General features: G+C 26.6%; 13 protein-coding genes. 9 read left to right on the top strand and 4 right to left on the bottom strand.

Features of this window, described 5'->3' with window-relative positions; all coding sequences use genetic code 11:
* Window positions 1-8: 8 nt before the first annotated feature.
* Genes AVBRAN12647_RS00630 through AVBRAN12647_RS00615 form a run of 4 tightly spaced genes read right to left on the bottom strand, consistent with a single transcriptional unit; the run spans window position 9 to window position 3,223 of the window.
* Window positions 9-953 carry a chemotaxis protein gene (locus tag AVBRAN12647_RS00630; protein ID WP_214120312.1) on the bottom strand — a complete coding sequence of 315 codons (945 nt, stop codon included), beginning with the start codon at window positions 951-953 and terminating at the stop codon, window positions 9-11.
* A gap of 2 nt (window positions 954-955) precedes the next feature.
* Window positions 956-1,684 carry a UDP-2,3-diacylglucosamine diphosphatase gene (locus tag AVBRAN12647_RS00625; protein ID WP_336614531.1) on the bottom strand — a complete coding sequence of 243 codons (729 nt, stop codon included), beginning with the start codon at window positions 1,682-1,684 and terminating at the stop codon, window positions 956-958.
* Entirely contained in the window at window positions 1,684-2,163 is a 480-nt protein-coding gene (gene greA / locus AVBRAN12647_RS00620; protein ID WP_239802743.1) for a transcription elongation factor GreA, read from the bottom strand. Before greA ends, AVBRAN12647_RS00625 begins: the two co-directional genes overlap by 1 nt.
* Window positions 2,164-2,167: 4 nt before the next feature.
* Window positions 2,168-3,223, bottom strand: coding sequence for a lipid-A-disaccharide synthase (locus tag AVBRAN12647_RS00615; protein WP_336609233.1), 1,056 nt, complete (start codon window positions 3,221-3,223; stop codon window positions 2,168-2,170).
* Between the two features lie 90 nt (window positions 3,224-3,313).
* Between AVBRAN12647_RS00615 and AVBRAN12647_RS00610 the strand changes: the two genes are divergently transcribed.
* The 9 genes from AVBRAN12647_RS00610 to AVBRAN12647_RS00570 all read left to right on the top strand — a co-directional run bounded on the left by AVBRAN12647_RS00610 (window position 3,314) and on the right by AVBRAN12647_RS00570 (window position 15,901).
* Complete coding sequence (locus AVBRAN12647_RS00610) at window positions 3,314-6,844, top strand: autotransporter outer membrane beta-barrel domain-containing protein (protein ID WP_336614530.1); 3,531 nt, start codon at window positions 3,314-3,316, stop codon at window positions 6,842-6,844.
* Between the two features lie 169 nt (window positions 6,845-7,013).
* Window positions 7,014-7,580, top strand: a complete 567-nt coding sequence (locus AVBRAN12647_RS00605) for a FecR family protein (protein WP_336613812.1) — start codon at window positions 7,014-7,016, stop codon at window positions 7,578-7,580.
* A 14-nt stretch (window positions 7,581-7,594) separates the two neighbouring features.
* Window positions 7,595-8,488 (top strand): FecR family protein, encoded by an 894-nt coding sequence (locus AVBRAN12647_RS00600; protein WP_239802741.1) that lies wholly within the window; start codon window positions 7,595-7,597, stop codon window positions 8,486-8,488.
* Complete coding sequence (locus AVBRAN12647_RS00595; protein WP_336608476.1) at window positions 8,485-9,771, top strand: porin family protein; 1,287 nt, start codon at window positions 8,485-8,487, stop codon at window positions 9,769-9,771. Before AVBRAN12647_RS00600 ends, AVBRAN12647_RS00595 begins: the two co-directional genes overlap by 4 nt.
* Window positions 9,772-9,783: 12 nt before the next feature.
* A complete protein-coding gene (locus tag AVBRAN12647_RS00590; protein ID WP_214116644.1) occupies window positions 9,784-10,446 on the top strand; it encodes a Type 1 glutamine amidotransferase-like domain-containing protein in 663 nt (220 codons plus the stop codon).
* Between the two features lie 131 nt (window positions 10,447-10,577).
* Window positions 10,578-11,759, top strand: coding sequence for an aminofutalosine deaminase family hydrolase (gene mqnF / locus AVBRAN12647_RS00585; RefSeq protein WP_336614529.1), 1,182 nt, complete (start codon window positions 10,578-10,580; stop codon window positions 11,757-11,759).
* Window positions 11,756-12,760, top strand: coding sequence for a tRNA 2-thiouridine(34) synthase MnmA (gene mnmA, locus AVBRAN12647_RS00580; protein WP_214149728.1), 1,005 nt, complete (start codon window positions 11,756-11,758; stop codon window positions 12,758-12,760). Before mqnF ends, mnmA begins: the two co-directional genes overlap by 4 nt.
* Before the next feature lie 9 nt (window positions 12,761-12,769).
* Window positions 12,770-14,848 carry an RNA degradosome polyphosphate kinase gene (locus tag AVBRAN12647_RS00575; RefSeq protein ID WP_214149729.1) on the top strand — a complete coding sequence of 693 codons (2,079 nt, stop codon included), beginning with the start codon at window positions 12,770-12,772 and terminating at the stop codon, window positions 14,846-14,848.
* 177 nt (window positions 14,849-15,025) lie between these two features.
* A complete protein-coding gene (locus AVBRAN12647_RS00570; protein ID WP_336614528.1) occupies window positions 15,026-15,901 on the top strand; it encodes an aspartate carbamoyltransferase catalytic subunit in 876 nt (291 codons plus the stop codon).
* The last annotated feature ends 1 nt before the right edge of the window (window position 15,902 follow it).

The following is a 15,902-nucleotide window of genomic DNA, read 5'->3' as shown; positions in this document are numbered from 1 at the left end:
TACGCTCCTTACTTTTTAATATATGATTCAATTACTCTTGATACTTCTTTGTAAAATACATTAGCATCAAATTTGGTTAAAAAGGCATCTCCACCTACATCTTTACTCTTAAGAGTTGAAAATTCATTACTTAAAGATGAGTTGAAGATAATTGGAATACCTTTAAATCTAATATCTTCTCTAACTCTTGAAGCGAAGTGGAATCCGTCCATTTGTGGCATTTCAACATCACTAATAATAACTTTTACTTGATTAGCAATATCGCCTTTGTATGCTTCATAAAGTTCATTCATTTTATTAAGTCCATCTACACCATCTTTTGCTTCAATTACTTTAAAGCCCATTTTATCAAGTGCATCGCGAACCAATTTTCTAGCAGTTGAGCTATCATCTAATACAACTGCTGTTCCTGTCATTTTTTTGATTTCTTTTTCTTCTATATCAATTTTTGGAGAGTAAATTCCAAGCTCTTCAACAATTCTTTCAAGGTCTAAGATTAATAAAACTTCATCATTTTCAATCTTAGCAATTCCTGTTATTTGACTTTTATCAAATCCGCCTGTATTTGTTGAAAAATCAGAACCTCTAATATCACTTGCATTAATTCTTCTAATTCTTTTTGCTTCATGAACTATAAAACCTATCATAATATTTGAAAATTCAGCAATAATAATTCTAGGTTTTAATACCATATCTTTTGGCTCAATTATATTCATCCATTTAGCTAAATTTATTACAGGAATTACAACTCCTCTTAAATCAAATACTCCTTCAATATATTCAGGAACACCTGGTAATTCTGTAAGTGCAGGTATTTTTATGATTTCTTTAACTTTAGCAACATTAACTCCATAAATTCCTTCATAGACTTTATGTTGTCCTTGTTTATAGATACGAAAATCTACAAGTTCCATTTCATTAGAATCAGCCTTTAAGACTTTATCTTCTGCCATATTTACTCCTTTCTGGGTAAGTTATATTTTTTTATAAAGCCATATTCTAGTATAAAAAAACTTCGGTCATTTGCAAAAGCTTCTAAATTCTTGTATTTTATATTTTCTAAGCAATACTCATCTCCTTGATGAAAGTGTCCTTCTATTATATAATCAATATTTACGCCTTTTTTTACAAAAAAACTTTTATATTTTTTAATTCTAAATTCCATTAATTTTTTAAAAAAATCTAATTTTTTATATAGCTTTTTTACCTTTTGTTGATTGCAAATCTTTTGATAAATTTTATCAAAACTTAAAATATTTAATAAATTTAATATAAAAATTACAAAGCTAAATCTTAAAAATCTTAGAGCTATTTTAGTGATGATTGGCAAGAATATATCTCCGTGAGATATAGCAAAAATCTTATCGTTATAAGTTGCTAAAATTGGTTGATTTTTAATGATTTTTACATTGTTAAAAAGCTTAGTTAAATTAAAATCATGATTTCCTTCAAAATAAATAATTTCTATTTTTAAAGCTAAATCATCTAATGCTTTTATAATATCTAAATTATCGTTTTTACAACTTGAAATTCCACCTATTAAAAGATTAAAAATATCTCCTAGAAGTATTACTTGTGGTGGATTAGTCTTTTTTAAAAAATCTATAAAATCTACAAAATCAAGCCTAGTGCTATCATAATGCACATCGGCTATAAAAATTGCTCCTTCTTTTAATACAAGCATTAAATATCAAGCTCTTTATAATAAATTTCAAGTATTTCATAACTAGCTTTACCTTTAGGTAATACTACATTAAACTCATCGCCTTCAACTTTACCTATCATAGCTTTTGCTATAGGTGAGTTTATACTGATATAGCCTTTATCTAAATCGCTTTCACTATTTCCTACTATGCTAAATGTTTTTTCTTCTTCTGTATTTAAATCCATTATCAAAACCGTGCTACCAAATCTTACTTTATCGTGATTAAATTCTGCTGGATTTACTATCTTAGCATTTGCTAAAATTTCGCTAAGTTCTGCGATTTTGCCTTCTAAAAAGCTTTGTTTTTCTCTTGCTGCGTGATATTCAGCGTTTTCTTTTAAATCTCCGTGAGACCTTGCAATATCAATTTCTTTTACCACATTAGGACGCTCAACTACCTTTAAATGCTCTAATTCTTTAAATAATTTTTCATATCCTTTTTGTGTCATCATTTCCATATTATTACTCCTTGATTAATTTTGCTAAATTATTTGCTATTTCACCTTTAGTTAATTCTCTTAATTTTTTTGATTTTTCTAAAAATTCATCTTTATTTGCATTTTCAAATGCTTTTAATAACTCTGTCTTATCTAAATTTTGAATGAATTCTTTATGAAATTCGCCCAAATTGAGCTTATCAAAAATAATATTACAAAGTCCAATAAATTTGATTTTTACTAAAGTTTTTGCTATGAAATAATCAATCATTTTAGCCTTATAACATAAACAAAAAGCATTTCCAATAAGCCCTGCTTCAAGACTTGCAGTCCCACTACAAATATAAGCGAACTCGCATTCTTTTAAAGTAGCCTTAGTATCATATGAGATAGTAAAGCCGCTTAAATCCCCATATAAATATAATTTATCTTTTAAAAAATTTGGCACACAAACTACGCATTCATAGTCTTTAAAATCTTGTTTTAAATTCCTAAAAATCGGCATTAAAGATTTGATTTCGCTTTTTCTTGAACCTGGTAAAAAGGCTATTAATTTTTTAGAATTTGAGTTTTCTTTAAAATAATCTTTCAATGCTTCATTACTTGGATTTCCAAAATAATGAGATTTTTTAAAATACTGATTTTCAAAAGGCAAAATCCCAACTAATTCATCACATAAACTCTCAACCACCTTAATCCTACCTTTTTTCCAAGCCCAAACTTGTGGCAAGATAAAATAAATAATTTTGCCTTTAAAACCTGCTTTTCTTAAGGCTTTTGCAAATGGTATATTAAAAGCAGGAGAATCAATTAATAAAATCTTTTCAATTTTATCATTAAGTGCTATTTGAACCAAATCTTTTATAGCTTTTTTTGCCTTTAAAATAAGTGGCAAAATCTGCACAAAACCCATAGCATTAAATTCTGTAAAATCACAATAATTATTAGAATTTAAAATAGGAATTTCATTTTTTAAATTAATATCATAAATCCCGTATAATTCTATATTATCTAATTTTTTTAATATATGTTTTAGATGAGAATTTGCAGAATTTTCTAAAGCTATGCTTAATAATTTCATATTTTTTCCTTTAATAAAAATTATTCTTTAAAGAGAATTTAAAGTATATTGATATTATTATAAAACATAATTTTAATATAAGGAGCCACTATGAAAATCAAATATAGTGCCATTTTACTTAGTGTTAATTTATTTGCAGGTGTTGTAAATCCTAATTTTGCTTATCAAGATTATTTAGATTTTGGAAATAATAAAGGCAAATTTAAAGTAGGTAATAATATAGAAGTTACAGATATTTATGGAAAAACTATTGATTTTAAAGTTCCTATGCCAAGTTTTAATGCAGCAAATACTACAGGAGATTTGATGGGCGAGCTTACTAATATAGGTGGCTCTTTTGCAATCACTGCAGCTCATATGATTAGTCCTACATATAGAAAAGATTTAATACAAAAAGATAAAGAATATGAATTTGGCTTAGTAAAATCAAAAGTAGTAGCAAGTGATACAAATTTTAAAGATTATCTTAAATGGAATAACTCTTGTAGTGAATTAGTTCAAGTTGATGACTTAAAAGATTTTGCTGTAATTAAAATGAGTAAATTAAATATCAATGAAAGTGCAAAGCTAATTGATAAAGAATTTTATTTTAAAAACACAAATGTTAGTGAAAATTTAAAAAACGACCAAACCGTAATTTATCAAGATAAGTATTTTAATAAAAATAGTTCTAGTAAGTGGGATATTGATGCTTATAAAGAATATATTAAAACAAGCGGTGAAAAAGATGATAATAATATAGGAAAAGGTGAAATTTTAAATAATCCAGAAAGATTTAGCGTATATGCAAGAACTGGTAGTGGAATTCAAAAAATTGGTAATATTAATACAAATATTTTTCCTAAAAAAGTAGCTAATCCTTCAGAGTTTTTAACAGGTGGAGTTTTATATGTAGATGAAGATAAAAGCAAAACAGAAACAGGATATTTACATTTAAGTGCAAAGGATTATTATAAAGATATAAGGCTTGATTTTTCAAATACTTCAGCTCCAGGAGATAGCGGAAGTGCTATTTATGTATGGGATAATCTGAAAAAAGAATGGCTAGTAGTAGGAGTAGTTAGTAGAAGTGATTGTAATGATGCAGGAAAAGGCTATTATGTATGCTCTTATACAAAATATGCTCTTATAAATAGTTTTATAATTAATGATTTTAAGAATGATTTTACTGCTACTTTAAGTGGTAGTGATTATGATTCAAATACAATTAATCAAAATATAAAAGATAAATATGGTGCTAATAATAAAGATTTAGTATTTAGTAAAGCTGCAAGTATTGCTTTAGATAAGAATGAGAATTTTGGCTCAAGTGTGTTTTATTTTAAAGATAATTCTACTTTAAATGGCGAAGAAGTTTTATTGGGTGGAGTTGTGATAGATGATGGTAAGACACTTAAATTTAATGCAAAAACAGCAGCTAATGATAATTTGCATAAAATGGGAAAAGGAACGCTAGAAATTAGCAAAGAAAGTGCAGGTGGATTAAGAAGTGGCGAAGGGCTAACGATTTTAAATACAAGCAATAAAGCGTTTAGTTCAATTTATCTTCTAAACAATGCAGGGCTAAAAATAACTAATGCAAATCAAATTAATAATGCTAATTTAGTTTTTAATGGTGGATATTTGGATTTAAATGGAGTTGATTTAAGTTTTGATAAAATTCAAGCAAATGATTTTAGAACTAAGATTATTAATTCAAATTCTAAAAAATCAACTCTAAGTATAAATAACACTAATGATATAGGTATTTATCACGGACAAATTAGCGATAATATTGATTTAAAACTGAATAATTCTAAGACTTTTGTATTTGATGGAGAAATAAAAGCTGATGAATTAAGTGTAAATGGTGGAACTACGATATTACAAGGTCATCCTTTAGAGCATTCTTATTTTCTAAATCAATCTTTAGCTAATTCTTTAGGTGTAAATACTGCTCCTAATACAAATACTCAAGATGAATACGAAAATAGAACAAGCAAAATAAATAATATAAATCTAAATAATTCAACCTTTAAAATATTAAAACATAGCAATTTAACATCAGGTAATATTACTTTAGATAAATCAAATCTTAGTATAGGAGAGAATTTGATTTATCTTGATAAATATGATGCAAATCATATAAATAGCTCTTTAGTATTTACTTCTTTTGCTAATGAATTTAATTCAATTGCAAAAGATATTGAAGTGACTGCAAATGTGAAATTAAAAAATAATTCAACTCTTAGCATTATGAATAATTCTAATTTTAGTGGTTCTATAATCACAGAAGATAATAATTCTATTTTAAAGCTAAATAATGCAAATATTGATGCAAATATAAATGTAGCTAATTTAAATGCTAGCAAGACTAATTTTATGTTTAGTTTAAACAATACTCTAACATCAAGTATAAGCACACTAGGTGGGCAAAATACTTTTATGATTAAACCTGATTTAGCTAATACTAATAAGTTTTTATTAGCAAGTCTTGTAAATACTAATAATACTATTAATAATGATTATTTAAAAGCACTTGATTATAAAGAAAATATCAGTATTTATACACCTAATGTTGAGTTTGTTAATGAAAATGGCAAAGCTAATTGGTATTTAGTAAAAGTAAATAAAGAAGATATTGAAAATACAACCCCTATTGTGCCAGAAACAAAGCCAGAACCTAAACCTAACGATGATTTAAATAAGCCTAGTGTTAAAGATTATTTCTTCGTTCAAGAAAATAAAGAAGTTACGCAAATGATTGATAGCTCGTTAAATCAAGTATTTTTTAGCTATGTGTTAGAATGGAATAACTTGCAAAAAAGAATGGGAGAATTAAGAAATAATACAGATGCAAATGCTGGAATTTGGTTTAGAGCTTATACAGGTCAAAGCTCTTACGAACACGCAAACAAGACTAAGTTTTATGAAATGCAATTAGGTGCTGATAAATTAAATCAAGGCAATAATTATGTAAATTACACAGGGCTTATTTTTAATGCTAGTAAATATAGTTTAAGTGATAATTTAGATGGCAGTATAAAAGGTTATGGTTTTGGAGCATACTCTAGCACTATATATGATAATGGATTGTATTTTGATGTAATAGCAAAATATATAAATTATAAAAATGATTTTAATTTATATGTTAAAAATCAAAACGAAGTTACAAATTCTTTAAAACCAAATAATTCTTATACTTTTTTAGCTAGTGCTGAGATTGGATATAGAAAAGATTTTAATAATTTTTATTTAGAACCACAAATTGAATTAATAACAGGTTATGTAAGTAAGCAAGAATTAACAAGTAGTGATAAAAAATTATATTTACAATCAGATTCTTTTATCCCACTTAATTTAAAAACAGCTATCTTTACAGGTTTTAATAAAAATGATTTATCACTTAGAGCAGGCGTTGGACTTGCTAGCGATTTGGTAAATAATTCTAAGAAAACTATAAAAGATTTAGATACTATAAGTATTAATAATGGTAAAAGAGATTCAAGAGTATTTGTTAATTTATCAAGCTCTTATAAGCTAAATAATCGTTCAAATATAGGCTTAGAATTTGAAAAAACATTCGGTGGTAATCTAAACATAGATTATAGCTTTAACCTAGTATATAGATATAACTTCTAATCTTCTTTCATCACAATAAGATAAAAATTATTGTGATGAATTATTTATAAATTTATTATTTTATAAATAAAATTTACTTTTGATTATATTTTTTATTTAATATATTTTTAATTTATAATTAAAGTTAATATCATAAAATCACTGATTAAATCTTAAAAAAGGACTTATTATGCGTATTTTGCTTTTATTGGTGTTTTTTTCAATTTCATTAGTTGCTAATGTTGGAAGTATTGTAAATTATGTAGGAGATGTTGAGGTTTTAAGAAATCAATCAACAATTAATGTAAATCATAAAAATTATGAGCTATTAGAAAACGATATTATTCTTACTAAAAATAATGCAAAAGTTCAAATAAAATTTATAGATAATACTACTCTTACTTTAGGTAAAAACTCAACTTTACAAATCAATAAATATTTAATTAATGGAGCAAATTCTAAAGTGAATTTGAAAGCTAAAAAAGGAAGCTACGATTTAGTAAGTGGAGAGATTTCTAAGCTAGCTAGACAAAACTTTACTTTCCAAGCAAATACAGCGACCATTGGCATTCGTGGAACTAGATTTAGTGGAGATGTTAATAATGGTTTTGTTGATTGTGTTTCAGGAGAAATTGAAGTTGGAGTAGGCGGTAAAAAATATAATTTAAAAAAAGGAGAGAGATTACACTATAAAAATTTAGGAATTATCAAATTAGAAAAATTAAAACCAAGTAGTTTTAATGTAATCAAATTATAAAAATAGGAGAAAATATGAACAAAATAGCTTTAATTGTGTTTTTAGCAAGCTCACTTTTCGCAAATATTGGAAAAATAGTTACATTAAGAGGAGATGTTGTAATTTTAAGTGACAACAAAGAAAGAATTGCAAAAACAAATGATATTTTAGAAGAAAATGACAAAATAATCACAAAAAATAATGCAAAATTACAAATTAAATTCATAGATAATACAATAGTTACGCTAGGTAAAAATACAACTTTAAATATTAAAGATTATGTAATTGATGGTAAAAAATCAAAAGTAAGTCTTGAAGTAAATAATGGGCATTTTAAGGTAATATCGGGAAATATTTCAAAAATAGCTAGAAAGAATTTTGAATTTCAAGCAAAAACAGCAACGATTGGAATTAGAGGAACCGTGTTTGTTGGAAGTCTTGGAAAAGTTGATAAAGTAGGTTGTTTAGAAGGTGCAATAGATGTTAAAGTAGGTAATAAAACTTCTTTAGTTCAAGCAGGAAATCAATTAAGATTTGATAATGATAAGGTTATTAAGATTGAAAAGATAGTGCCTAAGGAATTTGAAACTATTAATACAGGTAAAGAAAGTCAAGTAAATACTAAACAATCTTATAAAAATAGCGAAAGTTTTAATGAGTTTTTAAATTCTAAAGAAGAAATGATAAAAGCAAAACAAGAATATTATCAAAATAAAAATTATCAAGATTATAAAAATAATTATAAATACAATAATGAAAGAATAAGGGATTTAGATACCAATTCAATATCTAAAGATATTATTAAAATATGTAATGGCAATACTTATTGCATACAAAATAAAATAAATTATGCAAATAAGGGATATTTAAATGGTAAAGACTATCAAAACAATAGGCAAAGAAATTCTACTTACGGAGTTCAAAAATGATAAAAAAGATTATTTTATCATTTTTAATAAGCTCTCTTGCTTTTGCTAATTATATAGATGAGTTTAATAAGAAAAATTATAAAAAAGCTTTAGAATTAGCTAAAGCTCAATGTGAGATTGATTGTAGTGACGAAAAACTTAACCTAATTTTGGCAAAAAGTGCTGAAAAATTAAAAGATACAAAAGAAGCAATTGCAGCTTACGATAGGGTTTTAATTATTAATGAAAACAATATTGAAGCTAGATTTTCAATAGCTAATTTATATTATGAAAATAATAATCCAGAGCTTATGAGAGATGAATTAAATTATATGCTAAATAATTTGGATTTAAGTTCTACTCAAAAAGTTAGAATTAATAATATGCTAAATAATTTAGATAATTTGACAAAAGAAGTTGCTAAGCCTTATTTTATAGGGCTTAATTTGGGTTTTGCTTATGATACAAACCCGCTTTATGGCAATGATAATTTCACTGATTTTGTTGGTGAGAAGATTAGAAATTTTAAAAATGAAAAAGCAAGTGGTTCTTTAAGTTTTAATTTTAATATAGATGGTGCTTATAATTTAGATTTAGGAAATAATTATTTTGCAGAGCTTTATGCGAGTTTAAATAATAAAAAATATTTAAAAAATAAAAGCGAAAATTATCCTGATTTAAATGTATTAACATTAGCAATTAATCCAAGCTATGTAAGGGATAATCACAAAATTACTCTAAATGCTAGTTATGATTTTGTATTACTTAGAAGAGCTGCGTTTTTGCATAGCTTAAATATGGGTATTAATTATGAAAATAATGTAAATGATAATTATTTATATTTAATTTCTTATGATTTATCTAAAGGAATATTTGCTGATAGTATGGATAAAGATTCTAATTTTATCCATCATTCTTTAGGTCTTAATAATGTTTTTGCATATAATGATAATATTTATTATTTTAATTTAAATTATGATTTAGAAAATGCAAAAGATAGTTTTAGTGCTAATTCTGATTTTAAAAATTATGGTATAAAAATCGGGGCTATTATTCCTATATTAAATAAAGTTAGTTTTAAGCCAAGTTTTGGTTATAATCATACAATTTATAAAAAGGTTGATTCATCTTATTATTCAAAAAGAAAAGATAATGAAATAGTTATTTCTAGTATTTTTGATTATAAATTAGATTATAATCAATCTTTGAGTTTCGCTTTGATTTATGATAAGCAAAATTCAAATCATAATTTTTATGATAGTTTAAATTATACAAGTATGATTAATTATAGATATGAGTTTTAAAAGGAAAATAGTATGAGAAATATTTTATTATTAAGCAGTGATAGATATAAAAACTTAGATTCTTTTGATTGGTGTGCTAGTATATTAAATGATTTTTTTGCTAAAACTAAACAAATAGCTCTAGTTCCTTATGCTCAAGTAATTGATGGATTTGATGAATACGAAAAAACTCTTAAAAATAAAATAAACTCAAAAATAGTTTCTATACACAATGACCCTATTAATATATTAAACGATAGCGATGGGATATTAGTAAGTGGCGGTAATTTATTTGTTCTTTTACATAGATTACAAAAGCTAAATTTATTAGATATTTTAAAAGATAAAATAGAAAATTCTATAACCTATGCTGGTTGGGGTGCTGGGGCTAGTGTATTATCAGAAGATATTAAAACTTGTAATGATTTACCTATATTGTATCCTAGTAATTTGCAAGCTTTAGGTATTTTAAAATACCAAATAATCACTGAATATATCCCTCAAGATAGGGAATATTCAATGAAGCTTTATGAATACTTTAAGCTAAATCAAAATTCTTCTGTTTTTGCTCTGCCATATGGTTCTGCCCTTAAAATTCATAATGATAGTGCCTTAGTAATGGGTAATGAAGGGGTTTTAAAATTATCTGAATATTATGAGCAATACTTTAAAATTGGTGATTTTATCAAGCTTTAATACATATTTTTAATCAAAAGAATTTAAATTATGGATTAAATTTTTATCTAAAAAGGATTTTTATTATCCGATTTGCTATTTTTAACAACATTTATTAAAAAAAGTTTCGTAATATTTCATAAAGGAAAAAAATGATTAAAATTATGAAAACTAAGGCTATTTTAGACTTTAGCCAAGATGAATTTTTACAAACCAATAAAGCTTTAGTATTTAATGAAGAGATTATTAAAATATGTGATTTTAACAAGGCTTTAAGTGAATACAAAAACGCTCAAATAATTGATAAAAGCGAATATATTTTAAGCCCAGTATTATGCAATTTGCATTCACATTTAGAGTTTTGTCTATCTAAGCTTTATTATGGAGATTTTGCAAAATGGCTTGAGAGCATTATCAAAAATCGTGAAGTAATAAATAAGGATTTATTAAGTAAAGAGATTAATATACAAATTGAAATTCTAATGCAAAGCGGGGTAGGGTATCTAGGCGAAATTTCAAGTTTTGGAGCAAATCTAGAAATCCTATCAAATAGCAAGATAAAAAGCATTATTTTTCACGAGATTTTAGGTGCTAATGATGAAGCTTTAAAAAATAATATTAAGAGTTTTGAAGAGAGATTTTCAAGATTTTCAAACCTTAATAATCATATATCATTGCATAGTCCTTATTCAATTTGCGATAAGACTTATGAATATGCACTTAATTTTGCTAAGAAAAATGATTTATTAATCAGCACACATTTTTTAGAAAGTGCTTATGAAAAGGAGTATTTGCAAGGCAAAAGTAACGCTTTAAGCAATTATTTAGCTAGATTTAATCCTAGTTTAATTGCTAAGGATTTTTTAAGTGGATTTGATGATTTAAGAGCTATTTTTACTCATTGTAATTATGTTGATGATTTTAGTATTTTTAAATCTCATCATATAATTACGACTTGTCCTAAATCAAATAGATTTTTAGGCTCTCGTGCAATTAAACTTAAAAATCTTTTAGCAAATGATTTAAATCTTAGCATAGGCACAGATGGGCTTAGCTCAAATAATAGTTTAAATATGTTTGATGAGCTAAGAGCTTTTATATTTACTCATAATGAATTTGAATTAAACGAATTAGCTTACATAATTTATAAGGCGGCTTGTTTTGATAATTCTCATTTATTTTTAAATGGCTTAAAGCCTTTAAGTAATGGTGCTAAGGCAGATTTTATCTTACTAGATGATTTTGGCTATGATAAGGATAATGTATTAGCTCAAATAATTTTAAGAACGAATAAAATAAAAAATATGTATTTAGATGGAAAGGAAATTATATGAATGTAGTTTTAGCAATGAGTGGTGGGGTTGATAGCTCTTATACAGCTCTTATGCTTAAAGAAAAAGGTTTTAATGTAAGTGGTGTTTATATGAAATTACACAATCGTTTAAACTATCACGAAAAAAATATAGAAAATGGACAAAGAGTGGCTGATTTTTTAGGAATTTCTTATGATATTATTGATTTTACTGATGAATTTAGCAAAGCAGTTTTTAATCCATTTATTAAGACTTATGAAGATGGACTTACTCCAAATCCTTGTGCTTTATGCAATCAAAAAATAAAACTAGGAGCATTGTTAGACTATGCTAAAAGCAAAAATGCAAAGTTAGCGACAGGACATTACGCTCAAATAGAAAACAATATGCTTAAAAAAGCCGTAGATTTAAGCAAAGACCAAACATATTTTCTAGCAAATGTAAATAAAGAAAGCTTAAATGATGTGCTTTTTCCACTAGGGGATAAATTTAAAAAAGACATAAAAGAACAAGCACTAAAAATCCCTATGTTAAAATCAATCAGCGAACAAAAAGAAAGCTCTGAAATATGTTTTGTAACCACAAATTACACCGATATTTTAAAAGATTATGTAAAAGTTAATCAAAAAGGCTTAGTAAAAAATACTAAGGGCGAAGTTGTAGGAGAGCACGAAGGCTATATGCACTATACTATTGGTAAAAGGCGTGGTTTTAGTGTAAAAGGTGCATTAACTCCACATTATGTATTAGAAATTGATGCAAAAGAAAATGTAATAATAGTAGGTTCAAAAGAAGAATTATTTGTAAAAGAATTTCAATTAAAAAATGTAAATGCTTTTTGTGATTTTGATGAGATTGATTGCAAGGTAAAAATCAGATATAACACTAAAGAAGTGCCTTGTAAATTGCTAAAAAATGAAAAAAAGGTTTTATTAGAAGAAAGCGTATATGCTTTAGCAAAAGGACAATTAGCAGTATTTTATCAAGGTGATTTAGTAGTAGCAAGTGGTTTTATAAATTAAGGATAATTAATGAAGAAGGAATTGGTTTTTAATAGAGAATTATCGTGGCTTAAGTTTAATTCAAGGGTGCTTGATCAGTGCAATAAAAAAATACCCTTATTAGAAAAATTAAGATTTATTAGTATATATTGCACGAATTTAGATGAGTTTTATATGATTAGAGTTGCTGGACTTAAGCAACTTTTTGCAGCAGGAGTAGTGCCACAAAATGAACTACCACCATTAGAGCAATTAAACGCTATTCGTGAATATTTACACGCAGAAAAAGACACTTTAGAACAAAATTATTTTTCTATAATGAGCGAATTAGCAAAAGTGGGTGTGGAGCTTAAAACTTATAATGATTTAACAAGAAATCAAAAAGGCAAAGCTAAAGAATATTTCTTTAGCACCATAATGCCAGTAATTGTTCCTATTGCAGTAGATTCAACGCACCCATTTCCACCACTTAATAACCTATCTTTCTCACTAGCTGTTAAGTTAAAAAGCGAAGATGAAAAGCACGATAAATTCGCTATGGTTAGAATTCCTAGAGTATTGCCTAGATTTTTTGAAGCTGATAGGGGGCTTTTCGTTCCTATTGAAAGCGTGGTAAAAGAGCATTTAGAAGATATTTTTCCAGGTTTTACTATGGTAGAAAGTGCAGCTTTTAGAGTAACTAGAAATGCTGATATTATAATTGAGGAAGAAGAAGCAGATGATTTTATGATGCTACTTGAGCAAGGCTTAAAACTTAGAAGAAAAGGTGCTTATGTTAGAATTCAAATTGAAAGTGGTGCTAGTGAAGAGATTAAAAACTTTTTAAGCATACATTTAAAAGTATTTAATAAAGATATTTACGAATACAAAACCCCATTAGCCCTATCATCAATGCTACAAATTGTAAATAATAAGCAATTAAGTCATTTATGTAATGCTTCTTATGTGCCTAAGATTTTGCCACCATTTGATGAGAATGTAAGTGTATTTGAAGTAATTGATAAGCAAGATATTTTATGTTATCAGCCTTATGAGAGTTTTGACCCAGTTGCAAGTTTTATCAAAGAAGCTAGTAAGGATTCAAAAGTAATATCAATTAGAATGACCCTATATCGCTTAGAAAAAAACTCGCAAATTATTAAGGCTTTAATGGACGCCGCTAATGATGGAAAGCAAGTTACGGTTATGGTTGAATTAAAGGCTCGTTTTGATGAAGAAAATAACCTTTATTGGGCAAAAGAATTAGAAAACGCAGGAGCTCATGTAGTATATGGAATAGCAGGGTTTAAAGTGCATGCAAAAATTACTCAAGTAATTCGCCAATTAGACGATGGTACGCTTAAATTCTACGCACATTTAGGCACGGGTAATTATAACGCAGCAACTGCTAAAGTATATACTGATATTAGCTTTTTTACATCTAATTTTGATATAGCAAATACTGATATTACAGCGTTTTTTAACATACTTACAGGCTATTGCAAAAATAAACGCTTAAAAACTCTATCAATGAGCCCGTTTCAGATAAAAGAGCAGATTTTAAAAATGATAAAAACTGAAAGCCTAGCAGGTAAAAAGGGTGAAATTATAATGAAGATGAACTCGCTTGTTGATGAAGACATTATAAAAGCACTTTATGAAGCGTCAAACAAAGGTGTAAGCATTGATTTAATAGTTCGTGGGATTTGTTGTCTTAAACCAAATCTTAAAGGCTTTAGCGAAAATATAAGAGTAAGAAGTATAGTTGGAAAATATCTTGAACACGCTAGGATTTTTTATTTTAAACACGCAACTCCACAATATTATATAAGCAGTGCTGATATGATGCCAAGAAATCTTGAGCGTAGGCTTGAACTAATGACACCTATATTAAATGAGAGTTTGCACGCTAAATTAGCAGAGATTTTAAGACTTCAATTAAGTGATAATCAATTAGCTTACACGCTTGATGAGAATGGTATTTATACCAAGATAGAAAAAGATGAAAAAGCTCTTGATTCTCAAGAAACTTTTGAAAACTATGTAAGTGGAATTTATAAAAGCTTTAAAAAAGGTCGTGATAAAGCAAAAGCCAATCAAATGGCACAAAAATTCTTTAGAGAGAATTAAATATTTTAGGAATTTAAATTCCTAAAATATATTTTACTAAAATTTATAAAAATTAATTTTATTTTAAGTTTAAAATATTATTATTGACAGATTTTTTTGAACTTCACTTATACAATCCCCTTTATTTAAAATTGTTTTCTAATGGCGGTTAGGCCTTACTCTCGTGGGAGAAGGACAATGCGTGATTATTTAACAACTAAAAATCTTAGCAATGATGATTTTTATACGCTTATAAAAAAAGCTTTGTATTACAAACAACACGATGGCTTTTTTAAAAATTATGAAAATCAAATCATAGCTAATTTATTTTTTGAAGATTCTACAAGAACAAGGACAAGTTTTGAAGTTGCTGAGCTTAAGCTTGGCTTTAGAGTGCTTAATTTTTCTGCTAGTAGTTCAAGTGTAAATAAAGGCGAGAGTTTATATGATACTTGCAAGACTTTTGAAAGTCTTGGAACTAGCGTTTTAGTAATTAGACATAAACAAAATAATTATTTTGATGATTTAGTAGGACTTAATGCTAAAGTGGTTAATGCAGGTGATGGAAGTGGAGCACACCCATCTCAATGTTTGCTTGATTTAGTAACGATTTATGAGCATTTTAATACTTTTAATGGTTTAAAAATAGCAATAGTTGGAGATATAAAAAATTCTCGTGTAGCAAAATCAAACAAAGATGCGCTTGAAAGACTTGGAGCTAAAGTATTTTTAGCTGCACCTCCTATTTATCAAGATAATTCTTATAATGAATACTATAAATTAGATGAAATTATAGATGAGGTTGATGTTTGTATGCTTTTACGCATTCAACACGAAAGACACGATAAAAACGAATTAGATTTAGAAAAATATAGAAAATCTTTTGCACTTACAACTAATAATTATAAAAGATTAAAAAATGATGCAATCATAATGCACCCAGCCCCAATTAATCGTGGAGTAGAGATTGATAGTTGTTTGGTTGAATGTGAAAAATCAAAGATTTTTGCCCAAATGAGTAATGGTGTATTTGCTAGAATGGCAATACTTGATTATGTGTATGAAAGGATTTAAA

The sequence above is a fragment of the Campylobacter sp. RM12647 genome, assembly GCF_020138135.1.
Taxonomy (GTDB): domain Bacteria; phylum Campylobacterota; class Campylobacteria; order Campylobacterales; family Campylobacteraceae; genus Campylobacter_E.
The sequence above is the reverse complement of the archived record's forward strand: the minus strand, read 5'-3'. Positions and strand labels throughout refer to the sequence as shown.